At 64.0% G+C, this 26,872-nt stretch carries 23 protein-coding genes; 5 read left to right on the top strand and 18 right to left on the bottom strand.

Annotation, left to right across the window (positions count from 1 at the left end):
• Positions 1 to 64: 64 nt before the first annotated feature.
• Entirely contained in the window at positions 65 to 2,134 is a 2,070-nt protein-coding gene (locus BLP88_RS11670; RefSeq protein ID WP_074589388.1) for a KAP family P-loop NTPase fold protein, read from the bottom strand.
• Positions 2,135 to 2,349: 215 nt separating this feature from the next.
• Between BLP88_RS11670 and BLP88_RS11665 the strand changes: the two genes are divergently transcribed.
• From BLP88_RS11665 to BLP88_RS11650, 4 genes are read left to right on the top strand one after another with little or no spacing between them, the layout of a single operon-like run.
• Entirely contained in the window at positions 2,350 to 3,849 is a 1,500-nt protein-coding gene (locus tag BLP88_RS11665) for a CoA-acylating methylmalonate-semialdehyde dehydrogenase (protein ID WP_074589386.1), read from the top strand.
• Complete coding sequence (locus BLP88_RS11660) at positions 3,849 to 4,937, top strand: enoyl-CoA hydratase/isomerase family protein (RefSeq protein ID WP_074589384.1); 1,089 nt, start codon at positions 3,849 to 3,851, stop codon at positions 4,935 to 4,937. The genes BLP88_RS11665 and BLP88_RS11660 overlap by 1 nt, the downstream gene beginning before the upstream one ends.
• Positions 4,930 to 5,853, top strand: coding sequence for a 3-hydroxyisobutyrate dehydrogenase (gene mmsB / locus BLP88_RS11655; protein WP_074589382.1), 924 nt, complete (start codon positions 4,930 to 4,932; stop codon positions 5,851 to 5,853). The genes BLP88_RS11660 and mmsB overlap by 8 nt, the downstream gene beginning before the upstream one ends.
• A 56-nt stretch (positions 5,854 to 5,909) precedes the next feature.
• Entirely contained in the window at positions 5,910 to 6,689 is a 780-nt protein-coding gene (locus BLP88_RS11650; protein ID WP_074589380.1) for an enoyl-CoA hydratase, read from the top strand.
• 5 nt (positions 6,690 to 6,694) lie between these two features.
• Here BLP88_RS11650 and BLP88_RS11645 read toward each other — a convergent pair whose 3' ends face one another.
• The 17 genes from BLP88_RS11645 to BLP88_RS11565 form a co-directional block, all read right to left on the bottom strand.
• Positions 6,695 to 9,598 carry an FAD-binding and (Fe-S)-binding domain-containing protein gene (locus tag BLP88_RS11645; protein ID WP_074589379.1) on the bottom strand — a complete coding sequence of 968 codons (2,904 nt, stop codon included), beginning with the start codon at positions 9,596 to 9,598 and terminating at the stop codon, positions 6,695 to 6,697.
• A 132-nt stretch (positions 9,599 to 9,730) separates the two neighbouring features.
• Positions 9,731 to 10,375, bottom strand: coding sequence for a GntR family transcriptional regulator (locus tag BLP88_RS11640; RefSeq protein ID WP_074589377.1), 645 nt, complete (start codon positions 10,373 to 10,375; stop codon positions 9,731 to 9,733).
• A gap of 60 nt (positions 10,376 to 10,435) precedes the next feature.
• On the bottom strand, positions 10,436 to 11,125 hold the full coding sequence (locus BLP88_RS11635; RefSeq protein WP_074589375.1) for a GntR family transcriptional regulator: 690 nt from the start codon (positions 11,123 to 11,125) through the stop codon (positions 10,436 to 10,438).
• Positions 11,126 to 11,166: 41 nt separating this feature from the next.
• Positions 11,167 to 12,312 (bottom strand): FAD-dependent oxidoreductase, encoded by a 1,146-nt coding sequence (locus tag BLP88_RS11630; protein WP_074589373.1) that lies wholly within the window; start codon positions 12,310 to 12,312, stop codon positions 11,167 to 11,169.
• A gap of 64 nt (positions 12,313 to 12,376) precedes the next feature.
• A complete protein-coding gene (locus tag BLP88_RS11625) occupies positions 12,377 to 13,783 on the bottom strand; it encodes an NAD(P)/FAD-dependent oxidoreductase (RefSeq protein ID WP_074589372.1) in 1,407 nt (468 codons plus the stop codon).
• A 35-nt stretch (positions 13,784 to 13,818) separates the two neighbouring features.
• Complete coding sequence (locus BLP88_RS11620) at positions 13,819 to 14,553, bottom strand: SDR family NAD(P)-dependent oxidoreductase (protein WP_074589370.1); 735 nt, start codon at positions 14,551 to 14,553, stop codon at positions 13,819 to 13,821.
• A 70-nt stretch (positions 14,554 to 14,623) separates the two neighbouring features.
• Entirely contained in the window at positions 14,624 to 15,730 is a 1,107-nt protein-coding gene (locus tag BLP88_RS11615; protein ID WP_074589368.1) for an alanine racemase, read from the bottom strand.
• 101 nt (positions 15,731 to 15,831) lie between these two features.
• Complete coding sequence (locus tag BLP88_RS11610; protein ID WP_074589366.1) at positions 15,832 to 16,329, bottom strand: RidA family protein; 498 nt, start codon at positions 16,327 to 16,329, stop codon at positions 15,832 to 15,834.
• A 17-nt stretch (positions 16,330 to 16,346) separates the two neighbouring features.
• A complete protein-coding gene (locus tag BLP88_RS11605; RefSeq protein WP_074589364.1) occupies positions 16,347 to 17,036 on the bottom strand; it encodes a haloacid dehalogenase type II in 690 nt (229 codons plus the stop codon).
• A gap of 205 nt (positions 17,037 to 17,241) precedes the next feature.
• Positions 17,242 to 17,595, bottom strand: a complete 354-nt coding sequence (locus BLP88_RS11600; protein WP_074589363.1) for a cupin domain-containing protein — start codon at positions 17,593 to 17,595, stop codon at positions 17,242 to 17,244.
• Positions 17,596 to 17,676: 81 nt separating this feature from the next.
• Entirely contained in the window at positions 17,677 to 19,164 is a 1,488-nt protein-coding gene (locus BLP88_RS11595; RefSeq protein WP_074589361.1) for an NAD-dependent succinate-semialdehyde dehydrogenase, read from the bottom strand.
• A 210-nt stretch (positions 19,165 to 19,374) separates the two neighbouring features.
• Positions 19,375 to 20,316 (bottom strand): LysR family transcriptional regulator, encoded by a 942-nt coding sequence (locus BLP88_RS11590; protein WP_084111115.1) that lies wholly within the window; start codon positions 20,314 to 20,316, stop codon positions 19,375 to 19,377.
• Between the two features lie 109 nt (positions 20,317 to 20,425).
• On the bottom strand, positions 20,426 to 21,181 hold the full coding sequence (locus tag BLP88_RS11585; protein WP_074589528.1) for a class I SAM-dependent methyltransferase: 756 nt from the start codon (positions 21,179 to 21,181) through the stop codon (positions 20,426 to 20,428).
• A gap of 314 nt (positions 21,182 to 21,495) precedes the next feature.
• Positions 21,496 to 22,419, bottom strand: a complete 924-nt coding sequence (locus tag BLP88_RS11580) for a hypothetical protein (protein WP_074589358.1) — start codon at positions 22,417 to 22,419, stop codon at positions 21,496 to 21,498.
• A 9-nt stretch (positions 22,420 to 22,428) separates the two neighbouring features.
• The gene (locus BLP88_RS11575) at positions 22,429 to 23,796 is read right to left on the bottom strand and encodes a hypothetical protein (RefSeq protein WP_074589356.1); all 1,368 of its coding nucleotides are present in this window, start codon (positions 23,794 to 23,796) and stop codon (positions 22,429 to 22,431) included.
• Positions 23,797 to 24,281: 485 nt separating this feature from the next.
• Complete coding sequence (locus BLP88_RS11570) at positions 24,282 to 25,145, bottom strand: AfsA-related hotdog domain-containing protein (protein WP_074589354.1); 864 nt, start codon at positions 25,143 to 25,145, stop codon at positions 24,282 to 24,284.
• A gap of 12 nt (positions 25,146 to 25,157) precedes the next feature.
• Positions 25,158 to 25,751 carry a TetR/AcrR family transcriptional regulator gene (locus tag BLP88_RS11565; RefSeq protein WP_139163369.1) on the bottom strand — a complete coding sequence of 198 codons (594 nt, stop codon included), beginning with the start codon at positions 25,749 to 25,751 and terminating at the stop codon, positions 25,158 to 25,160.
• A 72-nt stretch (positions 25,752 to 25,823) separates the two neighbouring features.
• Between BLP88_RS11565 and BLP88_RS11560 the strand changes: the two genes are divergently transcribed.
• A complete protein-coding gene (locus BLP88_RS11560; RefSeq protein ID WP_074589352.1) occupies positions 25,824 to 26,864 on the top strand; it encodes a saccharopine dehydrogenase NADP-binding domain-containing protein in 1,041 nt (346 codons plus the stop codon).
• Positions 26,865 to 26,872: the final 8 nt, after the last annotated feature.

The raw sequence follows: 26,872 nt of genomic DNA, 5'->3' as shown, positions 1-26,872 counted from the left end.
GCTGCGCCACTCTGGAAAGCCTGGAGGTCGACCGGGTCGTCCGTGATGCGCTGAACGATCTTTGTCATTCAGCTATGTCGGTGGACAGATCAAAGTCCAGCGTAAGAAGGCTGCGGATCGCGAAGTCACGTCGCTGGGCATCCGTCAGGTCGCGATCGGGCCGATCTGTGACTTTGAAGTCGGGATTGCCCGTGATTGGGGGAAACCCCGTCAAAAGTTCGCCGAGGCTGGCGCCGGCGGTGGCGAATCTGAATTCTTCTTCACGGAAGGTGACATCGAACTTAACGTCGGCGGCACCCACCCATTCGCTAAATGAAACGTATCTAACGGCCGTTTTAATCAGAGATTCCGCGTCCGCCATTTTCTTTGATAAGAATCCCTTGTATTCGTTGTTCTTGATGGTCCAAATGCAGAAGGAAGTCATGAGAAGCAACTCGGATCTTGCAAGCGTGGAATCTAACGACTCATCTAACACCTCGGCGATCCAATACTTTGCGACTTCGGCGAAGAGATCTTTGACCTGAGGTCGGTTATTGATTTCGGAGAGGTGGACTGAGTATCCGCTCGCGGTAAGGAACTGGTATCCAAAGCGTTGAATTAGTTCAGGCCACGAGAAATGACCGCCTTCGATCGTCAGAAAGATCTCTCTGGCAAGCCAGCGTTCAGTTGCTGAAAGACGAAATGGATGCGGATCATTAATCAACACTAGTGCTGCGCGAACAGTCTCCACATACTTGAGGATCTCAGGAGTCGACGTCCTGCTGGAACGGCGCTCGCTGCTCGCTATGTCCACTGCGAGTGCCGATCGTTCCGGATCCTCTCCAAGAATGATCGCATCTAGATAATCGATGTCCTCGCTGGTGTGCTTTCCTTCGGTGAGATCCTTAAGCGCGCTCCGCGTTTTCCGTTCACTTACGTCATCCTCGGCAAGACCCACGTGGAAGTATCGGTCAAAGTATCGAGAGTTCTGCATCCGTCCCCGCCGCGACTGGCCTGGCCATGCGAGATGTGTCGGCCGAAATAGAAAGCGAACGATATCCCTGACTGGCTTGATATGGCCGCGGGAAACGATGGGCGCTAGTCGTTCAAAGGTCCCCTTTTCGGTTTCTTCCGAGTCACTCTCTTTCCATGAGAGGTAGAAGGTAGAATTCAAACGGATGTCATTCCAAACGCGATGGTGATTGATACGAAGCCAGGTTAGCGCGGTGAAATCCAGCACGTCTACTTCTGCATTAGTGATTAGCGCAGAAAGACTATTCATCTGCTCCCTGAGACGCTGAGCAGCGCGGGGGGTTTCCAAGCCTGTAGCAAGACTTGCGACGAGGTCTTCCCGTGCCTCTTGATGTAGCCAACCAGAACGGTCACCCATCGGGTCGACGGAATCTAGGATGGCTCTGCTCCAACGCCGGCGAACCACCATGGGTACCGGCGGGACCTCGAATGGGTATTGAACGATCTTTTCCATAAACTCAGAGCTCTCGCCGTCGGCGCCCGTTGAACGGAGGGCCGACTCAATGGTCGCCTGATCGTAGGCCAGGAGGTAATGCACGTTTGTGAAGCGTCCGAGCAATCGAACTACGCGAAGCAGCGCGCGCAGTTCATCACCATCTAGTCGATCCACGTCGTCGATAATGACAAGGACGCGGACGTCCTGCTCGGCGATCTCGCGGCTCAGCTTGCCAAACTCCGAGTGCCAGGACGGACGCTTCGTCAGATCGGTAATGGCCTCTTGGGCCATGGAAGAAGCGGCATCACCGACCACTGGGATCAGTTTCAGCAAGGGGGTTCCGAAGCGCGAGTACTGTGAAAGCCTATCTTTCACTGATTTGGACTTGGGGAATGCCTCCGAGAGCGCGGATACAAACTCTGCCGTGATCGACTCGGCATCTGAAACGGACCAGGGGCTGAACCATACGCACTCCCAAGTGTCTAGCCGCGAAATCACATCCTTGAGAAGAGTGGTCTTGCCGCCTCCCCAAGGTCCAACGAGCCCGAACACTGTTGAGCTTTGTCCCATCGCACAGGAATCAATGCGCGAGGCGACAACGCGTGCAAAATCCTCGCGGCCAGCGATGTCAGCAGTTTCTTGGGACTCATCGCTCCAGGGCGACTCGGAGGGCAGATCGTTGGTCATGGAGAAAGTCAACCATCTCAGGAAATCTCCGGGAATAACCTCGGCAGACAGCCGTGAGTCCGCCCTGCGCCACTCTGGAAAATAGTAGGAAGTCCGAGTATATTCGGGACCAGATGGCCCAGCCCGTGCCGAAATCCGTAGTCCGCACGCCACGCGGCGCGGCCGCAGCACGGTTTTTCCGGCAGTCTTTTCCGGCAATGCGAAGGAGCATTCTGATGGTCCGCGAACTCTCCCACTACATCGACGGCCAGAGGGTGGACGGCACATCCGGCCGCTTCGGCGACGTCTACGATCCCTGCACCGGCGAGGTCCAGGCCAAACTTCCGCTGGCCAGCAAGGCCGAGGTACAGGAGGCGGTGGCCAACGCCGAGAAGGCCCAGCTCGAATGGGCCGCCATGAACCCGCAGCGCCGCGGCCGGATCCTCCTGAAGTTCGTGGACCTGGTCAACGAGCACATGGACGAATTGGCAACCCTGCTCTCGTCCGAGCACGGCAAAACCTTCCTCGACGCCAAGGGCGACATCCAGCGCGGCATAGAAGTGGTGGAATTCGCCGCCGGAGCGCCGCACCTGCTCAAGGGCGAGTTCTCGGACAGCGCCGGGCAGGGCATCGACGTCCATTCGATGCGCCAGCCGCTCGGCGTCGTCGCGGGCATCACCCCGTTCAACTTCCCGGCCATGATCCCGTTGTGGAAGTCCGGCCCCGCGCTCGCCGCCGGCAACGCCTTCATCCTCAAGCCCTCCGAGCGCGACCCCTCCGTGCCACTGCGCCTCGCCGAGCTCTACAACGAGGCCGGGGTGCCCAACGGCGTCTTCAACGTCATCAACGGCGACAAGGAAGCGGTGGATGCCCTCCTTGAAGACCCGCGCGTGAAGGCCATCGGCTTCGTGGGCTCCACCCCGATTGCCCAGTACATCTACGCCACCGCCGCAGCCCACGGAAAGCGCGCCCAGTGCTTCGGCGGCGCCAAGAACCACATGGTGATCATGCCGGACGCGGACCTGGACATGGCAGCGGACGCACTGATCGGCTCCGGCTACGGTTCCGCCGGGGAGCGCTGCATGGCCATTTCCGTGGCGGTGCCGGTGGGCGAAGAGACGGCCAACGCCCTCGTCGAGCGGCTGCAGGAGCGCATCAAGGACCTCAAGGTGGGTCCCAGCATGGATGATGGCGTGGACTTCGGCCCCGTGGTGGCGGCCGCGGCCAAGGAACGGATCGAAGGCTACATCCAAGCGGGCGTCGACGCCGGCGCCACCCTCCTCGCCGACGGCCGCGGCCTCACCGTGGACGGCTACCCCGGCGGCTTTTGGCTGGGCCCCACCCTCTTCGACAACGTCACCAAGGACATGTCCATCTACAAGGAGGAGATCTTCGGCCCGGTGCTCAGCGTGCTGCGCGCGGCGGACTACGACGAAGCGCTCCGGCTCTGCTCCGAGCACCAGTACGGCAACGGCGTGGCGATCTTCACCCGCGACGGCGACGCCGCCCGCGACTTCGCCAGCCGTGTGGAAGTCGGCATGGTGGGCGTCAACGTCCCCATCCCTGTGCCGATCGCGTACTACACCTTCGGCGGCTGGAAGTCCTCCGGTTTCGGCGACCTCAACCAGCACGGCGCGGACGCCTTCCGCTTCTACACCAAGACCAAGACGGTCACCACGCGCTGGCCCTCCGGGGTCCGCCAGGGCGCCAGCTTCGTGATGCCGGCTGGCAGCTGATGGGGGACGAAGCGGAGGTCCTTTTCGAGCAGCGCGGCGGGCTCGGCGTCGCCACACTCAACCGGCCGAAGGCCGTCAACGCACTGAACCACGGCATGGTGCTGGCCCTGCTGGAGCAACTCAGCGCGTGGGCCGCGGACGATTCCGTGGCCGCCGTCCTGGTGCATGGCGCGGGGGAGCGGGGGCTGTGCGCGGGCGGCGACATCGTGGCGATCTATCAGGACATGCTCGACGGCGGCCACGCCACCGCCGACTTCTGGCGCGACGAATACCGGCTCAATGACCTGATCGCCCGGTATCCGAAGCCGTACGTGGCCTTCATGGACGGGTTGGTGCTGGGCGGCGGCGTCGGGGTATCGGCCCATGGCTCGCACCGGATCGTCACCGAACGCACCCGCACCGGCATGCCGGAAACCACCATCGGTTTTGTGCCCGACGTCGGCGGGACCTTGCTGCTCTCGCGCTCGCCGGGCGAGACTGGCACCCACGCCGCTTTGACCGGTGCACACCTCTCCGGAGCGGATGCCCTGTACCTCGGGCTGGCAGATCACTTCGTCCCGTCTGCTGAGCTGCCCGCCCTCGCGGCGGCGCTCGAAAAGGCAACGCTGGAAGGCCCGACGCCGGATGACGCCGTCGCGCGGTTCGCCGAAGCGCCGCCGGCCTCGGCATTGGCGGGGCAGCGGGAGTGGATCGACGCCGCCTATTCCTCGGACGACGCCGAGGAGATCGTGCGGCGGCTCCGAGGTCTTGGGAATCACGGCGCTGCCGGCGGGGAGGCGGCAGAGGCCGCGGATACGATCGAGGCGAAGTCGCCGACGTCCGTGAAGGTGACGCTGGAGTCGCTGCGCCGCGTGCGCGGGCGCTCCCTGGAGGAGGCTTTGGCGCAGGAGTTCCGGGTGGGTGTGCATTGCCTGGCGGGTGCAGACTTCCGGGAGGGAATCCGGGCGCAAGTGATGGACAAGGACCGCAACCCGCAATGGAAGCCGGCAACCCTGGCAGGCGTGGACCGGGCCGCCGTCGAACGCTATTTCGAACCGCTTGATGGGCAGGAACTGACCTTCGAATCAAAGGAGTCGCGCCATGTCTGAGAACGCAAGCACCGGAACCATCGCCTTCCTGGGCCTGGGCCACATGGGCGGGCCGATGGCCGTGAACCTCATCAAGGCCGGCCATACGGTGGTGGGCTTCGATCCCGTGCCCGCCGCAGTGGAGGCGGCGAAGGCGCACGGTGTGCCGATGGTGGATTCCGCCGCCGAAGCAGCCTCAGGCGCCGCCGTAATCCTGACCATGCTGCCCAGCGGCAAGCACGTGCTGGACGCCTACCGCGGCGTGGACGGCGAGTCCGGGCTGCTGTCCGTCGCCGCCCCGGACACCCTGTTCCTGGACTGCTCCACCATCAACGTGGACGAAGCGCGGGAAGCGGCAGCCATCGCGGTCGAAGCCGGGCACCGCTCCGTGGACGCCCCGGTGTCCGGCGGCGTGGTGGGAGCCGAGGCAGGGACCCTGACCTTCATGGTCGGGGCGCTGCCCGAGGACTTCGAGGCGGCGAAGGGGATCCTGGAGCATATGGGCAAGAGGATCGTGCACTGCGGCGACCATGGGGCAGGGCAGGCCGCCAAGGTCTGCAACAACATGATCCTGGGCGTCTCAATGATCGCGGTGAGCGAGGCCTTCGTGCTCGGCGAGAAGCTGGGGTTGACGCACCAGGCCCTGTTCGACGTCGCCTCCAATGCTTCCGGCCAGTGCTGGGCCCTGAGCACCAACTGTCCGGTGCCCGGGCCCGTGCCCACCAGCCCGGCCAACCGGGACTACCAGCCAGGTTTCGCGGGGGCGCTGATGGCGAAGGACCTCAGGCTCGCCGTGAACGCCCTGGAGAGTACCGGCGTCGAAGGGCAGATGGGGCACCTGGCCTCGAAGATCTACGATGCCTTCGCCGCGGAAGGCGGCGCCGCGCGGGACTTCTCGGGGATCATCACGGATATCCGGGACAAGTCGGGCAAGTAGCCTTGCGTATTGAAGGCACGGGTCTACTGAGGGACCACACAGCGAAGGGGAACGGTTTGGCGCAGCAATTCGAGAACATCCTGGTGGAAACCCGCGGACGGGTGGGGCTGGTGACCCTGAACCGGCCGCAGGCGCTGAACGCACTGAACAAGGCCACCATGGAGGAACTCGTTGCCGCGGTGACCGCCATGGACTCCGATCCGGAGGTGGGGGCAGTGGTGATCACCGGCTCCGAGAAGGCCTTCGCCGCCGGCGCCGACATCAAGGAAATGGCTGCCAAGGGCTACCTCGAGATGTACGCCGAGGACTGGTTCCGCGGCTGGGAAAACCTCACCCGCCTGCGGATCCCGATCATCGCCGCGGTCTCCGGCTTCGCCCTGGGCGGCGGCTGCGAGCTGGCCATGATGTGCGACATCATCATCGCCGGGGACAACGCCAAGTTCGGCCAGCCCGAAATCAACCTCGGGGTCATCCCCGGCATGGGCGGCTCACAGCGGCTCACCCGTGCCGTCGGCAAGGCCAAGGCCATGGACATGGTGCTGACCGGCAGGTTCATCGACGCCGAAGAAGCCGAGCGCTCCGGGCTGGTGTCACGCGTGGTGCCGGCCGCCGTCGTGATCGATGAAGCGCTGAAAGCCGCCGAACTGATCGCCGCCAAATCCAAGCCGGCCGCCATGCTGGCCAAGGAAGCCGTCAACGCCGCCTTCGAGATGGGCCTGGCGCAGGGCGTGGTGTTCGAACGCCGGGTGTTCCACTCCCTGTTCGCCAGCGAGGACCAGAAGGAAGGCATGGCCGCGTTCACGGAGAAGCGCCCGCCGGAGTTCAAGGGGCGGTAGGAACGTCACAAGGCGCGTTGTGGGCCACCTTCCGGATCCAGGAGTTCGGCAAGGTGGAGGCTCTTGCGTTCCGGCTCCAATTGCTTGACCTGCATCGCACAGCTGAAGCCATCGGCAAGGACCGGGGTGTCTGTTGCAGTGTTTTCGAGGGCGGGAGCAAGTGCCTGTTGCGCCACCTTCATGGAAATCTCGTAGTGGTTGGCTTCGAATCCGAAGTTTCCTGCTACGCCGCAGCAGCCTGTTGCTTCCGTGACATCGGCAATACCGAGGGCCGCCAGTGCTTTCCTCTGCACCGTCGCTCCAAAGGTTGAGTACTCGTGGCAATGCGTCTGGACTGTCACCGCCGGTGGCACAGCCCCGGGCCGCCAGCCCTCATCCACCCATTGCTTCACTGCTTCGGCAAAGCTCTGGATCCTGCGCGAAACGCGTTCGGCGGCTTCGCTGCCGAGAAGTTCGGGGCCGTCCTTCTTCAGCGCTGCGGCACAGCTGGGCTCGATGACAACGATGGGTGCGTTGCCGCCGTCGTCCAGCTTGGCGACCGTCTTGCCCAGCATCTTCTTCGCTGTGTCCAGCTGGCCGGTCGAGATCCAGGTCAGGCCGCAGCAGGCGTCTGTCTCGCAGGAGACCTGCCTTCCGGTGCCTTCGATAACCCGGGCAGCGGCGGCCGCCACCTCCGGCCGGAAACCCTGGGTGAACGAGTCGACGAACAGCACGGTGTCCGCGCCCGCGGGCGCCTCCGCAAAGCCCGCGAGGGCATCGCTGAGCATCTTCCTGGAGGCGAACTTCGGCATGGCACGCCGGGTGGTGAGGCCGCCGGCCGCCGCTACCACCTTTCCGAGCGGGCCGGCCAGGACGGCATTGACCAGCGGACTGATGCGGGACGTGAGCTTCAGCCATCTGGGCAGCCACCCGAGCGAGAAGTGCGACATGGGCCGGAGCCTGCCCTCGTAATAGTGCGAGAAGAACTCCGATTTGTAGCTGGCCATGTCCACGCCTGCGGGACAGTCGTTGGAGCAGGCCTTGCAGGCCAGGCACAGGTCCAACGCCTCACGGACGTCCTCGGACTTCCAGCCCTCGTCGATGGTGCGTGCTCCCCGGACCATGTCCTGGAGCGCCCTGGACCGCCCGCGCGTCGAGTCCTTCTCGTCCCCCGTGGCCCGGAAACTCGGGCACATCACCCCGCCGGAGTCCGAGCGGCATCTTCCGACGCCGATGCAAGCCTGGACGGCATGCACCCACGGGTCCGCTCCGGCCGCGGCAGCCTCGACCGGCCGGAGTTCGAAGTGTGTCCTCCATTCACGTTCGGGGATGCCCTCGAGTGCCAGGTTGGCGTCAAATGGATCCGGATCGGTGATCGAGCCCGGATTCAGGATTCCTGCCTCATCCCAGAGCCTGCGGTACTCTTCGAACGCGGCAAGCATGCCGGGTGAATACATCTGCGAGAGCAATGCCGAGCGGGCACGTCCGTCGCCGTGCTCACCGGACAGGGAGCCGCCGTGGCGGACCACGAGTTCGGCGGCGGCCTGCGTGAACTTACGGAACACGCTGCGGCCTTCCTCCGTGCGAAGGTCGTAGGTGATGCGGATGTGCATGCATCCCGCGCCAAAGTGTCCGTACATGATCCCGGTCAGCCCATAGTCATCCAAGAGCGTCCGGAAGTCGGCCAGGTAGGCTGCGAGGTTCTGCGGGGCAACGGCGGAGTCCTCCCAGCCGGCTTGGGACTCCCCGCCACTGGCGGGCCTCGATGACAGGCCTGCGCCGTCCTCCCTCACCCGCCACAACGTGGCGCGTTCAGCGGGGTCCGGAACGGTCCGCCCATCGAGCAGGCGGCCGTTTGCGGCGAGCCTTTCGAGCAACAGCGCGGCTTGGCTGGCCACTTCGTCCGCGTCGTCGCCGTCGAGGTCTATATAGAGGAAGGCGCTGCCGCGGGGAAGGCCCCGGACCGAGTCGGCTCCGCGGCGCAGGCGCATGGTATCCACGATGGCTTCGTCGATGCCCTCGACCGCTGCCGGCGAGAATTCCAGGATGGTCTCGATGTCCTTCGCTGCGTCGACCACGTCGGCATAGCCGAGGCAGACCAGCAAGGCACTGGATGGCCTGGAAACGAGTTTCATTCGGGCACGGACGACGACGGCGCAGGTACCTTCGGTGCCGACGAGTGCCCTGGCGACGTTCAGGCCGTTCTCCGGCAGCAGGTTGGCTAGGTGGTAACCCGAAACCTGGCGCTGGATGCGGCCAAGTTCGCGACGGAAAGGTGCCAGGTTGTCCTGGGCGAGCTTCCTGAGGGCGTCACCCAACTCGAATGCCCGGGACACGGAGTAGCCGTCGGACGGATCGGTCGCCCGGATGCCCTTGCCCGATGCGGTGAGGAGGGCGCCATCGGAGGTGACGACGTCGATCTCGTGGACGTGATCGGAGGTTCGTCCATAGCGGACAGAGTGGTTGCCGCACGCGTCATTTCCGATCGCACCACCGATCGTGGCACGGTTTTTTGAGGACGGATCGGGGGCGAAAGTGAGGCTTCCGCCGGTTGCGCCTTCGGTTCCCCGGGTGAGGTGTGCAAGCACAACGCCGGCTTCGACGTCTGCCGTTCCTGTCGTCGCATCGATGGCGATGATCCGGTTCATGTGCCTTGAGAAGTCCAGCACAATACCTGGGCCGATGGCGTTTCCCGCCATGGACGTCCCGCCGCCCCGGCTGATGAGAGCAGTTTTGGTTTCCCGGCACGCAGCCATGACGGCGACGACGTCCGCAACGCTCCGTGGGAACACAACGCCGAGAGGCGGAATCCGGTAATTGGACGCATCGTAGGAGTATGCGGCCAGCCAGTGACCAGAGGCTTCCACGGGCACGCCCGCGTCCCGAAGCCTTTCCAAGACGGATCCGTGTTCCGCGGCTTTTGAGTGCATGGTGCGCTTTCCACTAGACGGGCGAATTGCCCGATTAAGCATATCGTCGATTGTTGACAATCCTCAAATGCCGCGGACCACGGCGGAAGGGGGTGGTGCGGTCGATGGGCGGGTAGGCCGGCGCCGTATCGCCTAAGCCTGCAGGGCCGTTTGGAAGTGTGCTGCCAGTTCCTGCCGGAACCGGTTGATGTCGCCTTCCAGGGCAAGCTCGGCCAGCTTCTGGTGCTCAACGGCTATGACATGGAGGTCGCTGTACGTGCGGTGGTCCACTGCAAGGTACAGCCGCAGCTTCGTCTCCCAGCCATTCCAAAGATTCTGCAGCACGCTGTTGCCCGAGAAGTCGTAGAACAGCCTGTGGAAGCGCAAGTGCGCGTCGATGCTGGCCGGAATGTCATTCTTCTCCGTGGCCCGGTGGAGGTCTTCTACGGTTTGCATCAATTGCGGCCGCCCGGGTCCACACAACACTTCGGCGGATAGCTCAGCCGCGTAGGGTTCCACAAGCAGGCGGACTGACGCGATCTCGGCGACCTCCCGGGCGCTTACCTCCACGACGAAAGATCCCCGGAAGGGGATCTTTACGATGAGCCCCTCCTCCTCCAACCTGGACATTGCCTCACGCAGCGGCGAGCGGCTAATCCCGAGGTCAGTGGCGATGTGCACTTCCCGAAGCTGCCCGCCCGGCGGCAGGGTGCCGTCGAGGATCGCTGTGCGCAGAACACCGTAGACGCCCTCCGGCGTCGTGGTGCGCTGCGAGGGCCATTTAAACGTGGCTTCCATCCTGCCCCTTCATTGTCGATTGTCGATTATACCGGGACTCCGATGATTGGGCCCGTGTATTCAAGGGCGGCCCTGCTCTTGTTGGGTTGCGATGAGGTGGGTAACGGCCTCTCGCATGTGCCGTTTGATGGCGGCGAGGAGGCCCTCCCTGTCGCCTGCCTCCAGCAGTTCCAGAAGATCCTGGTGCTCTTCCACCAAAACTTCCATTCTTGGGTAGGAGACTTCCAGGTTCAGGACGCACATCCGTGATTCGGTTGCCAGCGCCTTGTAGATGCGGTTCAGACGGGAATTTCCCGCCGCGGCGACGAAGGACGAGTGGAACTGCATGTCCAGCCCGGCAATGGCCTCCCAGTTGGAGGCGACCGCGTGCTTCGCCATCCCGTCCACGATTTCCTTCAGCACTTCGACGGCGTCCCGGATTTGCACCGGGCCGCCGTCCAGGAGTATGCGGGCAGCGGTGGACTCGATGGTCTCCCGGGCCGAATAGATCTCCCTAAAATCCGTCGGTCCAATCTCCAGGACAAACACCCCGTAGTTGCGCCGATAGATCAGGATCCCCTCCTGGCATAGGCGTTGAAGTGCTTCCCGGAGAGGCCCTCTGGACGTGTTGAGTTGGCTCGCCACCAGGGATTCATTGATCTGTTGTCCGGGCCGGATGGTTCCTCGGACGATTTGTTCGCGCAGGTGGTCTGCGATCAGCTGAGCCGTCGGCCTCCCTTCCAGCGAAAACTGTTCTTCCGTTGCGGCCATTGATAGCCCCCTCATTTCAGCGAATGCGTACTACCTATTTGTCAAACAGCCAATGCCGGGAGAAACCGTTGAGGGCGTACGAAATCGATTCCTTCAAACGTGCGCTTGGCCAAAGCCTCATGAGCGGCAATTTCCCCAAATCCGGTGGCATTCTTGAATCCGCCACCCGAAAATCCGGTGGCGCAATAGACCCGGCTGCCTTCGCTGAACGGACCAAGGAGGGGTTGGCCGTCCTTGGTGTAGAGCTCGGGGAAAGCGTCGGTGCGCACGGTGTTCGGGATGAGTCCGGGGAGGAATTCGCTGACGGTCTCGACGGTCTCGGCGATTTCCGCACCGGTGAGGTCGCGGGGGACGGCGTCGGGGTTGGGGGTGGGGCGCCCGCGGCCGTCAAGTGTTGCCTTGACGGTGACGGCGTCGACGGCGGGTGCGCCGTACATGGACCGGTCCCCGTAGACCCGGCTGAAGGTGGGGAATTTCCCGGGGGTGAATTCGGCCCCGTTCTGGGCGACGAACCAGGTCAGGATGAGACGTTTCGTTTCCGTTGCGGCCGTGAGGTAGTCGGGCATGAACCTGCGCGACCAGCCGCCGGAGGCGACGATGACGTTCTCGAAGGTCCAGGACCGGCCGCCGGCGGTGACGACAACGCCGTCGTTGGTTTCGGTGATGCTGTCCACGGGGGTGTTGCGGTGGACCGTGGCACCGTTGGCTTCGGCGGCGGCGACTGCCGCCGTGACCGCGCGGTCGGTGCGGAGGACTCCGGCGTTCGGGTCGAAGACGGCGACGTCGCCGTCGTGCAGCTTGTGCTGCGGGTACCGTTCGGCCAGTTCCGCGTGGCTGAGGAACTGGTGTTCGGCGCCGGTGGCCCTGGTGGTTTCCAGGACAGCGTTGATGTAGGTGCCGTTGGCGGTGCCGATGGACAGGCCGCCGCAGCGGGTGAGGATATCCTGGCCGGTTTCGGCTTCGAGTTCGGCCCAGAGCCGCTGGGAGCGTTGCAGGATGGGGTAGAAGTCGGGGTTGCCGCGGTAGATCATGCGGAAGAGTCGGGTGTCTCCGCCCACGGCGCTGCGGCCGTGGGCGGGGGTTGCGGCCTCGAAGCCGACTACGGAGTCGGACAGGCGGGATGCTTGCCACAGGGCCATGCTTCCGATGCTGCCCAGTCCGATGACTGCGAGTTTTCCGTCGGTCATTTGGAACACCTTTTCGTTACGGGTTGGTCCAGGTATTTGATGTTCAGCTCGGGCGAGCTGCTTACTATTCGTGAAGTCCGGCGAGCCTGCTGCCGAACTTTGCCAGGAGCGAGGTCTCGGTGGAATCCCTGCGCTCTTCCCACTTGTCGGCGAAGCCGAACAGGCTGTACATGCTGTGAACGCCCAGCCAGCGAAGGGGTTCGGGCTCCCACTTCGGTGCGCGGTACCCCACCCAGGGAAGTGACGTTCGTTCCGTCTTCCGGTCGAAGGCCAGTTCCGCCAAGGTCCTGGCGCCCAGGTAGGCCGCGGTCACGCCGTGTCCTGCATAACCAGTCGAAGACCCGATTCCGGACGCCGGGTCCCATTGCACACCGCCGTTCCAGTCGCGGGTAACGCCCAGGACTCCGGACCAGGCATGGTCCACTTCGAAGTTGATGCCCGGGAAGAAAGCACTGAGCTTGGTGGTAAGCAGGTCAATCGTGGACTGGGCAGTCGCGCCGGCGCCGCCCGTCCCGGACCCGTAGCGGTACGGCCTGCCACGGCCGCCGATGGCGATGCGGCCGTCGGCTGTTCGTTGTGAATAGATGAAGGTGTGCGCGGAGTCGTTGAGGTTCTGCGGCCCGTTCCAGCCAATCTGCTGCCACTCTTCGTCCGACAACGGCTTGGTGACGATCATCGAAGAATTGATCGGGATCAGGCTCCTGCTGCCAAGCAGTTGTCCGGAATACCCTTCGGTGCAAACGAACGTCTTGGCCGCAGTCACCCGCCCGCCATCCAGCGTGAGGGTGTTGCCGTCGATGCTGCCTACCCGGCTGCCCTCGTAGATGTTCACTCCCATGCGGGTAACGGTGTCAGCGAGTCCGTAGACGAGTTTCGCCGGGTGAATCCGGGCGCAGTGCTTGTAGAACATTCCGCCGTGGACAGTGGAGATGTTGACTTCCTTCTGGAACTCTTCACGGTCCAGCAGGTAGACGTCGTCGTCGGTCAGTCCGTACTTCCGCTCGGCGTCACGCCGGACAGCCAGGCGGCCAAGCCCGGCCTTCGTGTGGGCAGCTATCAGCGCACCGCTTTTGACCTGATCCGCATCAATGCCTTCGGCCTGAAGAATATCCAGGACAGCATCGACGCCGGCGATAAACTCCTGCTGCAAGGCACGGCTCGCCTCGATGCCGCCCTCCGACGCGCGGGCAAACTTGGCACGGTTGCCGGCCGGCATCGCAGAAAGCCACCCGCCGTTCCGGCCGGATGCGCCGTAGCCAATCTGTTCTGCTTCAAAAACCGCGACCGAGAGTGACGGCTCGAGCTTCTTAGCAAAGTACGCTGCCCAGAGGCCTGTGTAGCCGCCACCGATAATGGCCAGGTCTACTGAGCCGTCGCCGGTGAAGCGGGGGTACGAGGGCCTCTTGTGCGCGAGCCCGGCCATCCAAAAGCCGAGCTCTCCGTTCCGGGGTGCTGCTGCAAGGGCTGTCATTGTTGTCCTTCGTTTTCTGTGAAGCGTTGAGGTGTTCAAGCGGCGGTGTATCCGCCGTCGACGGGCAGGACCGCCCCGGTGATGTAGGAGGATTCCGGTGAGGCCATGAAGAGAATGGCGTTGGCGATCTCGTCGGGTGTGGCGAGGCGCTGGAGCGGGATTTGCCCCTCGCGTTGGCGGCGGTAGGCCGCGGGGTCTTCCCTGCGCTGGAAGGACGCTTCGATGATCGGGGTGGCGGTCAGTCCGGGGGCGACGACGTTCACGCGGATGTTCCGCTCTGCCCACTCGATCGCTGCACCCTTGGCGAGCATGATCAGCCCGCCCTTGGCTGCGGAGTACAGGACTTCCCCGGGCTTGCCGACCATGCCGAGGCGGGAGCTGACGAGGACGAACGAGCCGCCGGCGGCGGGCATGAGCGGCGCGAAGTGCTTCATCACCAGGAACGAGCTCAAGAGGTTGCTGTGCAGCGTGTTCTTCGCGTCCTCATAGGACATCTCCGTCAGCGGGCCGCTGACCTGCAGGCCGTGGTTGAGGACGACGACGTCGACTGTGCCGTAGGTCTCGGCGGCTTCGCGGGCGAGGCGCTCGACGAAGGCCTCGTCGTTCAGGTCTCCGGGGACGTAGAGGTCCCCGGGCTCGGCGCTGTCGATCTGCTCCCTGCGTCCGGTGAGCAGCAGGCGGGCTCCCTCACTGCGGAACTGGGAACACACCGCCTGCCCGATTCCGCTGTTGGCGCCGGTCACCAGGGCCGTGACTCTATCAAGTCTCATGTCAGACACTCCTTATTGGCTACGTTGATTGGTTAGAGAGCTTCGGTGGGGAATTCCCGTGGCGGACCGGTCAGTTGAGGAATCCGCGGGCGTCCACCGGCCATCGCTCCAGGGACGTGCCCGTGCTGTCGGTGACGATGTACTCTTCGAAATTGACCACAATCGGGCAGACGTGGTTGGGCACCACCGGAAGGACAGTGCCTACGCTCGGGCTGAAGTCTCCGGAGGGCAGCGGGAGGAATCCGTGGTACTCATTGAGCTTTGAGAGGACTGCTGTGGTACCGGCGACGCCGCCGTAGCCGCGCTCGGGGCTGCCTTCACGTCCAAGCACCTTGGTGCCGACGTCGAGGATGACCTGGTCGGGAACCCAGTCGCTGACCACAGTACCGGCCACGAATAGGGCGATCTGGTCCTCAGTGCAGGCACCAAGCCGCATGTTGTTGAGGTCGTTGAAGACGTACTCCCCGGGCCGGATCTCGGTAATCACGCTGTTGGTGGCGAACTCGACGGTGGGCGTGGAGCCGGCGCTGACCACCTCGGGTGTGATACCGATCGCGGAGAGGCTGCGTACGGCGGTGATGAGGGTGGCCTCCTGGTCCTGGGCTGCGCTCTTGCGGGCCTCAGGGCCGGAACTGCCATGTCCCGGATAGGTGAAGACCCCTGCCGGTACCAGGCCGCGCTTACGGGCGGCCGTCGCGAGGTCGCCGGCAGCCTCTGCTGGCGCGCCGGAACGACGGGCACCGCAGTCAACTTCAACCACGACCTGGAGGCGGTCGGCGTCGTCCCCCATCGCGTCGGCAAGGGCGTCGATGGCCGCGAAATTGTCGACGCCGACCCGCAGCCGGGTGGTCTCGGCGAGCCGGCGGATCCGCGGCCCCTTTGTCCCGGCCGCCCAGATCGGGTACGCGATGAAGATGTCGTCGAATCCGGCTCCGGCGAAGACCTCGGCCTCGCCCACATTGCCCGCAGTGATTCCGACGGCACCGGCCTTAACCTGGCGCCGTCCGATCTCCACGCACTTGTGCGTCTTGACGTGCGGCCTGACGTCGAGGCCATTCCGGGTGGCGAAGGCCTGCATGCGGTCGATGTTGTCCTGCATCACGTCGGCAAGGATGATCGGGGCCGGGGTGTCGACCCGCTCGACGAGAGCGTCCAGTGCTCGCTGAAGCCGGTTCACGCTGTACTCCTCATGATTCTGTGGATGAATGACCGAGGGCAGCGATGCTGGCTTCCTCGACTTTTGATCGTTCGGGACCCGCAAGAGCGGGTCCCGAACATTCATGCGGGTCCCTGGACCGCAGTGACGACCATCTGGATTTCCACCGGGGTGTTGAGCGGCAGGCCAGCGACCCCGATCGCGGTGCGGGAGTGCCGACCGTTCTCACCGAGGACCTCGATGAGCAGCTCACTGGCCGCGTTGGCGACCTGCGACTGCAAGCCCCAGTCCGGCTGGCTGGCTACGAAGACGAGCATCTGCACGATCCGGACCCGCTCCAGGTCGCCGGCTGCCTGGACTGCGGCGGCGAGGCAGTTGAGCGCAGCCTGTCGCGCTAACTCCTTCCCCGTCTCCAGATCGACGTCCCGGCCGACGATGCCCTGGCCCAGCAGCACGCCATCCTTGAAAGGCAGTTGTCCCGCGATATGGATGCTCTCGCCCACTGCCCGGTGGTGGACAAAGTAGGCGTTGCTGTCGAGCTCGGGCAGCTCCAGGCCGAGGGACTGGAGCCGTTCTGAAGCCGTGCGGCCCTTGACGGTTTGAGCTAGTGGCAGGCTCATCTGTACCCAGGTCTCCCTTAGGAAGCGTCAGGACGCGGCAGGCCGAAGAGGACCGGGAGGTCCGAGATGTCGGTGATGCGCTCGTAGCCGAGCCAGTACTCGTCGTGCTCGAAGCCGCGGTCGACGTAGACCTTCTTTTCGATGCCCATGATGGCTGCCGGGCGGTGGTCGTACATCGGGCTGGCAGAGACGTGCACGATCTCGTCCGGGGTCACGTTGAGCTTGTCGAACATGTACTCGAACGCGGCGAGGCGCGGCTTGTAGCAGCCCATCTGCTCAGCGGTGATGATGTCCGCGAACGGAGCTTGGAGGTTCGCCGCAAGCTTCTCGGCAACCACAGTGTCGCTGTTGGTGATGATGACCAGCGGAACGGCTTCCGCGAGACGGTTCAGCGCCGCAGTGACACCGGGGTAGGGGCCCCACGACGGGATCCGGTCGTAGACCTCGCGTGCCTCATCGGCGCGGAACTCGAGGCCGACCTTGCGCGAGGCGCGCTCCATGGAGTCGTTAACGATCTGGTGGAAGGGCTTGTACGCGCCCATGCACTCGTCAATCCGGTACGCCTTGCAGATGCGCAGGTACTCATCGGCGACCTCCGCCGGCAGGCGCTCGCCCAGGACGTCACGCATGGTGTCGTTGATCGCGAACTTGATGAGCGTCCCGTTCATATCGAACGTGACGAACTTTGGTTTGGTTTCGAATACCACGTGTCCTCCAGTTGGGATTGAAGCAGATTGCAGGTTGTCGATTGTCGACGAAACTACGTCGTCGATTGTCGACAATACGCTTCGAGTGTGTGATTGTCAACAATTTGGCGATGCCAGGGAAGCGGTATGGCCTCGGGAGAATCGTCCTTAAACAACGTGCGGGCCACCCCTTGAGGAGGGGCGGCCCGCAGCTTAGGGCGTCATGTTAGGCGTCGAAGCCATGGATGTAGACCTTGCGGATGGTCTCGAGGACCTCCCAGCGGCCGGTCCAGCCTTTGGGCTGCACGACGACGTCGCCCGCCGACACCTCGTAGACGTTGCCGGAGCCGTTGTCCGTGACCCGCACGCGGCCGCTCACGATGTAGCACACCTCGGTGTCCTCGCGCGGGGTGATGTTCCAACCGCCGGGCTGGCACTCCCATACGCCGGTCTTGATGTCGTTGGTGCCGAACTTCAGGATGGCCGTCTTGGGGTCACCCGAGTCGTAGCCGGCGCGGTGGCCGTTGGGCTCGAGTTCGCCTTCGATCTTGTCCTTGGGTACGTAAATGTATGGCTGCATGAAGCTCTCCTTCGACTGAAGTGTCAATTGTTGACAATTTTAAGCCACGGTAGCGGTGATGTCCATGGCGAATATCAAGGTCTAGGCCGTTGCGCGGCGGGACACGTTGTAGAAACGGATGTTCTCGTATTCCTCGAGGCCCTCCGAGCTTCCCTCGCGGCCAAGGCCCGACTGCTTGATGCCGCCGAACGGAGCCGCGGCGTTGGACGGCACACCCTGGTTGATGCCCACGATGCCCGTCTGGAGGCTGTCCGCCACGTTGAGGGCGCGGTCGAGGTTCTCCGTGAACACGTAGCCGGCGAGGCCGAACTCTGTCGCGTTGGCACGGCCAATGACCTCGGATTCCGAGCTGAACCGCTGGACCGCGGCAATGGGGCCAAAGATCTCGGACGTGGCAACATCGGAATCCGCCGTCACCCGGTCCAGGACGGTCGGGGCGAAGAAGTTGCCCGGCGAGTCGTAGCCGTGGCCGCCGGTCAGCAGCTCTGCGCCGAGGCTCACGGCGTTCTCGGTGTAGGCCTTCATCTCCGCGACGGCGCGGTCATCGATCAGTGCGCCGAGGCCCGTCCCGGTGCCGAGGCCGTGCCCGACCTGGATCTGGGCGAAGCGTTCGGTGAGTGCGGCCACAAAGTCATCAGCGATGCCGTCCTGGACGTAGATGCGGTTGGCCCCGATGCAGGACTGTCCGCCGTTACGCAGTTTCGCGGCAAGCGTGCCTTCCACGGCACGTTCCAGGTCGGCGTCGTCGAAGACGATGAGCGGGGCGTTGCCGCCGAGCTCCATCGAACTGCGCAGGACGTTCCGGGAGGCGAGCTCCAGGAGCCGGCGGCCCACCGGCGTCGAACCGGTGAAAGACACCTTGCGCACGCGGGGGTCGAGGAGGACGGCCTCGCTGAAGGCCCCCGACTTCGACGTGGTGACGACCTGGACCAGCTCCTCCGGCACCCCGGCCTCGACGGCGAGCTGCACTGCGAAGTATGTGGTCAGGGGCGTCAGGGTGGCGGGCTTGATGACAGCCGGGCAGCCCGCAGCCAGTGCCGGTGCGATCTTTCGGGTCGCCATGGCGAGGGGAAAGTTCCACGGCGTGATGAGGACGGCCAGGCCGACAGGGGAGCGGCGCGTCAGGAGGTTCGCGCCGCCGTCGGGCGTTTCCCGGAAGTTTCCGACGGGGCGCACGGCCTCCTCGGCGTACCAGCGCACGAAGTCGTTACCGTACTTGACCTCGCCGCGGGCCTCGGCGAGCGGCTTGCCCATCTCGCGCGAGATGAGGTAGGCGAGGTCCTCGGAGTGGGCGACGAGCTTATCGTACCAGGCGCGCAGGACGTCGGCGCGGTGGCGGAGGGAGGTCTTCGCCCACTCCACGCCAGCCTTGTCGGCGGTCGCGACTGCTGCCAGCGCCGTCTCGACGTCGGCGTCGGGAACGTGCGCGATGGTTTCCGCGGTCGCCGGGTCCTGGACCGGGATCCCTTGGCCGGGCAATTCGATGGATTGGATGACGGCGTCGGCATGCCGGAGGTTGTCCGGGTCCGCTGCAATCAGGGGTGCTGTGACGGTGGAAGTGAGGCTCATCGACCCTGCTTTCGGTTTGGCGCCCGGTTGGTCCTTGGTGCTGGCTCTCACCCCTCGTCCCTGTGTACGCGCTTTCGGATGCTCGTGGCCAATGTGCAGTGAGGCAGCAGGAACCACCCGCAGGCGCGAGGGAATTCCTGAATGTAAAGCAAATCTAAACAGCTTCACCGGTTAAAAAAAGCGAATCCTTCTGACCGCTATATGTAAGTATTACTTACGGAACGCAGCCTCGAACGCCCGGACTATGGCGTCCCGCACAGCCAGGAGTGCCGGACTGAGCTCCGACCCCGACCTGACCAGATACTGGATGCTTCGCTGCTGATCCGAGGGCAGCCAGGAACTCGGTGCGAGGTCGCTGCCAACCTCATGTACCACCATGTCGGGCAGAAAGGCTGCGGCCAGCCCTTGCTCGACCATCCTGAGATGAAAAAGGAGGTCGGAGGAGACGTGGGCGACGATGGGCTCAATCCCGAGTTCCCGGCATACCCGCAAGGCCCACTGCGAGGACGCCGAGCTGAGGGGTTCGAGGACCCAACGCACGTTTCGGAGTTGATCAAAGTTCTCAAAAGTGTGGCCACGGGGGAGGTAGCCACGGACAGGGTCCTGGCCGATCACCGTGGTGCTGATGCCTCCACTTGGAGCCCCTGGAGTGCCGGGAAAGGAGTCAGTGACAACCGCATCAACCTGCCGCGAGAGCAGCTGTGTAACCGCAAGTTCGGGGTCCTCGCGCCGTAGATGCACGTCCAGGTGCGGAAAGTTTCGGGCCAGTTCTGCCACGGCTGCCGGCATGACGTTCCGGCTGATAGTAGTGAATGCAGCCACCGTCACCACGCCTTGGGGGCGCTGGTGTGAGGTCGCCAGATCAGCCTCCGCACGCTCCATGGCGGCGAGGATGGCTTCCGTGTTCTGGACGAGCTCCTCGCCGGCTGGGGTGAGTTTAACGCTGCGGCCGACTTTCTCCAGAAGGATCACGCCAGTTTCCTTCTCCAAGAGCCCGAGCTGTTGGGAAATAGCCGAGTGGCTATAAGCGAGTTCCCGCGCAGCGGCGCTCATGCTGCCATGAAGCTTGACTTCCCTCAGCAGGGTGAGTCGGCGAAGATCCAGCATTGCGCAGAAACATCCAATCAGCTGTAAGTGCACGTCGTTGACCATCGTATTCTGCGGCGAGAATCAGCACCCGCATCGATTGCTCCGTAGCTGTCGTTTTCAGGGCTGAAAACGACAGTTACGGAGCAATCGATCTTTGGTTGGGCGCCGGTGTCTATACCTTGCTCGCGACCACCATGTAGTTCTCTGCCTCGAGATCGAACGTGCTCACTTCCGTCCGGAGTCCGGCCCGGTGCAGCTCTACTTCGAGTTCCTCGTACCGGTACGGCCAGCAGGACAGCAGTTCCGAGCGGACATGAATCAGTCCGGTCGCATCAACTTGGGCGATCGCAATCTCGATGTGGTGCTTATCCTCCCAATGCGGCGCAATCTCCCAGCGATAGATCACGACGGCATCGCGACCGTTCCGGCGGACGAGCCGGTCCCTGATGTCCAGCCGGGATCCCCTGGCTCTCACGAGCTCCCAGGTGCGGGACGTGAGCACCAAGCGCCCGCCAGGGCGCAGAAGCCGTGACATCGACTCCAGAGCAGCACCCCTGCCTGTCGCGCCCGCGGCATGGTGAAGCGAGTTGCCAATGCAGAACACCATGTCGAACGTCTCGTCCTCGAAATGGTCCGGCAACTCTTCCCAGTTCGCCCGCACGGCCTGGACGGAGGCCCCGAACTCCTCAGCCAACTCTGAAGTCCGGCGAACCATCGCTTCGCTGGCGTCAGTTGCGACAACCTGCATGCCACGACCGGCGAGGCCAACCGCCAACTGTCCGGTCCCGCACGAACAGTCGAGGACGCGTGCGTTCGACGGCAGGAGTCTGAGGACGTCGTCGAACGACGCAGCGAACTCGGCGGGAGGCAACTTCGCATCCGAGATGAGCCATTCGTACACCTCGGCAAGCACGTCGTATTCCGTCACAACCACTACCTCCGTCACGCAGCAGACTCACGGCGGGACGTCAGTCCGTCAACGGAGCATGCCGGGCACCAATGGTTTTCGCAAGGATAACCCGTCCGCACATGCCACGGATAGCGTGAGCTGATCCCGGTAAGGACTTCCAGACCATGGGGCGGTCGCAGTCCAGCACTTTGTCATCGCTGGATGGCTGGAACTGCAACGACCTGAGTAGCTGAAGAAAGCTCCCGCCACAGTACAAAGCACGCTACCTTTGGGAGGGTCCTGTCCTGTCGCGCTGGGCGGCAGGGCAGGACCCCACTTTTCGGATGACGGTTTCAGGGGATCCGCACCGCGAAGCCGGCGTTGTGGCTGTCGTTGGCGAAGATCAGCCCGACCACCATCGAGTCCGCCGTGGCGAAGACGGCGGACCCCGAATCGCCCTGGCGGACGGTTCCCTGGTTGAAGCTGATGACATCCTTGAACCAGGCCCAGCGGCCGTCCATGAACTCCAGTACGAACCGGCCGGTCACACTGGTGATGGCGGCGTTCTGCACCACGCCGGTGGTCTTTCCGATCCATTGCACCGCGTCGTTCACCGCCGGGCTGCGGAGCCCGGCGGGCACGCCGATGCCGTGGATGCTCGGATCACCGTCCGTGGCCGTCATGTCGCACCACGCCAGGTCGGTTCTGTTGAAGACCGGGTTGGGTTGGTTGCGGTTCGCGTAGGTTACCACCGGTTCATAGCCGGAGACCGTGGTGAGGGTGTTGCCCCACAGCGCCCAGTCCGGCTGGTAGACGGTGGGACCCCGCGTACCGTTCTTGGAGATCACATGATTGTTCGTCAGCAGGCGGAACCGGCCTCCCCAGGTGATATTGACGCCCAGGGTTCCGGTGGCGTCCGTGAAGAAGCCATCGGGCACGGCGATCATGTACCCGCCAGGTGCCGGCCGGACCCTGTCATCCAGCTGACAAAGCCGGATCACCCCTGACTCGACCACATCGGTGGGGACCTGTTCCACGTGCGGTGCGCCGCCGTCGTCCTGGACGTGAACTTCCACGAAAGGCGGTACCGGAAGGTCGTCAATTCCCAGCTCTGACGGCGGCTTCTTTTCCACGACATGGACGACGACGGCCAGTTCCTCCGTCTGCCGGCCGCTGACGGCCTTTGGTCCCACCGTGAGCCCGGTGACGTTCGCGTTCGAAAGCCACGGGCTGACGCTTTGCAGCACCGGCTCGATCTGCTCCTGGCTTAGGGCCATGTCCGCGACCTATTCCGGGTTCACCAGCGCGATGGTGGTCCCGAGGATCAGGGCCGTTTCCGCCGTCGACGTTCCCGAGAAAGTGTTGGTCGCGGAATCCGCGGTCCACCCGGAGGAGGAACTGCCGCCACCGCCCGTGAAGTCGAACGGTCCGATCCGCACCCCGGCGGAGACCTCCCACTTCCGCGAGAAGGAGCTGAAGGCCGAACTGCTGACCTTGATGCTGAAGGACGGCTTGTAGCAGACCACCATGCCCACCTTCTGGACGTTCATGATGCCGTTCGGCCCCCACACCGCTTTCGACCCGCCGGCGCCGTACGCGGAGTAGCCGCGGATGAACGGGCCTTCCGAGACGCTGTTGACGAACGCCCCGTTGTACCAGAGGCCCGCCCCGATGGAGATGGTGTCCCAGGCCTCGAAGTTCACGCTGACCTCGAGCGAGTTGTCGGTGCTGAATTCGTCGATCCGCTCCCAGGAGCCGCCCACGTTCACGCTCCAGAAGAAGTTGCCTACCGAGGCGCTGCCCTTGGCCCAGGTCTTGCTGTAGTCGTACTCGGCCTGGCTGTTGCTGAAGCCGATCTGACCGCTGCTTCCCCCGGTTCCGGCCTGGACTTTCTGCAGCCAGGTGGTTGCATCCATCCCGAGCGAATAGCCCGGTACTGCGGGGAAGGAACTGAGCGAAGGATCCTGCAGCAGCGTGTAGTAGTCCTTGGTTCCGTAGCGCGCAATCGCGTCGTTCAGGCCGGGGGTGCTGGTTTCGGACAGCAGCTGGTTCAGGACGCGCTGCTTGGCCTGGACCGTCTTGTCCGCCGCATCCAACTGGACCGCCCAGGACTTTCCGCTGAAGCTGCCCAGCCACTTCAGGAACGGCGGGTCGTTAGTGCCCCCAGTCTCCTGCACGTAGGCACGGCTCGCCTGGTCGTAGGTGATCTTGTAGTCGTTGGTGGCGATGTTCAGGACGTTCCGCGCCTGGCTGATCTTCTGCTCCAAGGTGGGGTCGCTGGTATCGGCGGCGACGACATTGAGCACCTGTCCGTAGGCGTCGTTGAATTTCACTCCGGAGGACACGTAGGCGCCCGTGGCGCTGAATTGCGGCGCGGTGGCGCAGAAATCGTATTGCGCGGCGGAGGTGTATCCGACGTTGGTGATGGGCCAGTCCCAGGTGAGGAACGGGTAATTCAGCTGGAAGGAATCCGGTTTGAGCCCGAGCCCGGCGATCATTGCCCCGTAGAGGTGGTTCCAGGCTTTGTCGTTTTCCTCGGCATTCTGTGGAGTCGGGACGGCGTACCGGCGGGTCGTCGCCAGGGGATGGTCCGTGTTGGGAATATCGAGCGCATCCCATTCCAGGTGGAGGATCGAATCGATTGCGTTGCTCATGTCATTTCACTCCTTGACTGGTGAAACTTTGCTTCAACGTGCGTCCGTCCGTGGAGGCGTGCCGGGCGGATCGCTTTCACAAGGCCGCGGCGCCGGAAGTGCCGTCAGCGCAGCGGCAGAAGGATTCCCCCATCTTTGATTATTGGTGGCAGCATTCCCTGTCCTGCTACCGCCAAAAGGGCGCGGATTACTGATTTCGGCGCAATGCAGCGCGGGGTTCCGGAAATGTGAATGCGATTCCCGGCTACGGTCACGGCACAACGCCGGCCGGAGGTATCCGGGGTTACGAAGGAGGTGCGCTATTGGCGCGCGCCAACCCGGGAAATGTGTCCGCTACGGGTTGACCTGAAATCGGGTGCGAAGCCCGGTGGGGCTTTTTCGAGGATGTAGATCGATAGAGCTGTGAATAGCGGATCCCCCATCCTCAAAATTGCAGGAAAAATACCTGCCCCCGGTTTAATTACAGTTTGCTTTGTAACGGAATTTTAGGCGTGCGGCGAGTCCAGGGTCAATAGCGGGAAGGCTGCTGAATTGGGCCGCAATCCACGGCAAATACCGGTGGCCAGTGTCCGTCCGAGCTGGCTGATCGAAACGTGTGTTTCCTCGGCTGCAGTTTGGACGGCAGAGACCTCGGCCGGGGCATTGAATTCACCGAAGTTCTTGCAGGTGATGTCCAGCCGTGCTGCCTCGGAGCCGGTGAGTGCCAGGTGGGCATCCAGCATGCCGCGGGCGAGGAGCATGCCGGGCAGATGGTCGGAAAAGTGGTCGAAAATCAACGGATCATCCCAGTTCCAGGCCAAGGCTCCCCGAAGCGCATTGCCGCGCCGGCCGACGTCGGCGAGGCCGCAACGGAGAGAAGAGCCGGCGGTCCTGTCCACGGCCGGGGCGTTCCTTCTGATCGCGCGGTATGCGGTGGGTGAAAGGCAGGACAGCCTGCCGCGGCCCGTGCCCAGCATCGCACCCTCGGCCAGTAGGGCCGCTTCGAGTTCGAGCCCGCTCACAAGCCCCTTCCGGCGGTCCTCTGCCAGGGTGCTGACGGTGACATGACCGGTGAACGGGCCGACCGTGTCCCCCGGAATATCCCGCAACCAGCCGAAACTGAGTTCGTTCATGAGCAGGGCCCACTCCAAGGGCACCCCGCCTTGCAAGTGTGAGTACGCGATGGCGGTCTGGCGCATGAGTTCGAGGCCAAGGATGGTTGGAATCCCCGCGGTATCCGGGGCGGATGGATCCCGCGGAAGCCTGGCCTCGAATTCCCAGTGATGCCCGTCAATGCTGCGGGCGGGGCCAATTAGGACGGCGTCTTCCGAAGCCTTGTGGACAAGCGTCCGCGTGATCCGGCCATCCATGCAACATCTCCCCTAAGATGAGCGATAGCCCAGCGCGAAGAGGGCGCTGGCAACAGTATTCGAAACAAGCCTTTCGTCCAACGGTGGAAGCCCAGGCAACAGGATTCGCATTACTAGCGGCCCGGTGATCAGGTCACAAATCCATCCAACATCCGTGCATTCCGGGATTTCCCCCCGGGTTTCTGCCCTACGGATGATTGTAGCGACTCCGGCCCGCCGGGGGGCGAAGAAATTTGCGAGGAATGCCGTCCGTAATTGTTCGTTGTCGTGCAATGAATTGAGGAATCCAGCGAGGCTGGATTTGACCAGCGGATCCTCGAAGAGGGATACCTGGTCCCGCTGGATCGCTTCAAGGTCGGCCGGGAGGTTCCCGGCATCGAATTCAACATCCAAATCGATGCTGAAGCGCTCCAGCATCACGGCCAGGACGAGATCGGGGATGCCGGCGAAACGCCGGTAAAAGGCGGGCCGGGTGGTTCCGGCCTTGGCCGTAATGGCCTCGACGGAAAGGGCGCCGAAGCCTTTATCAAGGATCAGTTCTTCCGTTGCCCGGATCAAGGCAACGTCCAGGTCCGCGTTCCGTGGCCTTCCCGCCTTTTGCACCATAATGAAGCACAGTGTAGCCAAAAAGCGCGGCCTGGCCGGAAATGCGGCGGTGATGCGGGGGATTTACAGGGGGTGGGTTCGATTCTCATGGTCTATGGCTGCGGGTCCGTCGGCCTGCGAATTGCCAGTGCGGCAAAAGCGGCGGGCCTGGAAACGTCCGTGGGCGGCCGGAATCCCGCCAAGGTGGCGGAGGCAGCAGCGGGCCTGGGTGTTCCGTGGCGGAGCGCACCGCTGGACAATCCCGCCGGCCTTGCGAGCCTCCTGCGGGGAGTTCAGGTCCTGGTCAACGCGGCCGGGCCCATGGCCGTGACGGCGCCGGCGTTGATCGGAGCGTGCCTTCGCGGCGGCTGCCACTACGTCGACATTTCCAACGAACTGACCGTGTTCCTCCGGGCCTGGCCCCTGGATCGGGCCGCAAAGCGGGCGGGCATCACCGTCGTTCCCGGGGCGGGCTTTGCCACCGCCGTCGTCGAGGGCGTTGCGCATCGCGTGCTCCGCAAAGTCCCGGACGCCGGCGCTGTGACCATCGTGCGGTCCTCGCCGGGTGGAAACCGCAGCGGCGGCGTGCGTCGGACGTCCTCCGAACTGTTGGCGGCCGGCGGATGGAGCGTGGAAGCGGGGCAGCTGATCCGGACGCCGGACAGCATCCGGGTGTTCGAGTTGCCCGAGGGGCCGCGTGCCGGCGTCCCGATCGGCTCGGGGGAGGTCTTCGCGGTGGCCAGGGCAACGGGGGTGCCAGATGTCGCCGCGTACTACACGAGCCGCCTGGGGCCAGTGCTCTCCCGCCTGGCCGTTCCGCTCGCACGGCACTGGGCGCGGACCGGCTTCCGGCTCCCGTCCGCCCCCGGCCGGGCACCGGCCGAACACGGCGGGCCGGCGGATCCAGGGGGACCGGGCAGGGAACCTTCCCGGGTCTGGGTCCAGGCAAGCAACAGCCGCGGCGCGGTTGCCGAGGGATGGGCCGAGGCTGCCGGGACGGAGACGACGGCGGCAATCGCCGTCGAGGCCGTCCGTCGCCTGGAATCGGGCGGCACTGCGGGGGTCTTGACGTCCGGTGCGCTGCTCGGCCCAGGTGCCGCGCTGGCGGTGCCGGGAATCCGGCACGGCGGATGACGGTTCCC

The sequence above is a fragment of the Arthrobacter cupressi genome (genome assembly GCF_900099975.1).
GTDB classification, from domain to species: domain Bacteria; phylum Actinomycetota; class Actinomycetes; order Actinomycetales; family Micrococcaceae; genus Arthrobacter; species Arthrobacter cupressi.
Note: the sequence above shows the minus strand (reverse complement) of the source record. Positions and strands in the feature narration are given on the sequence as shown.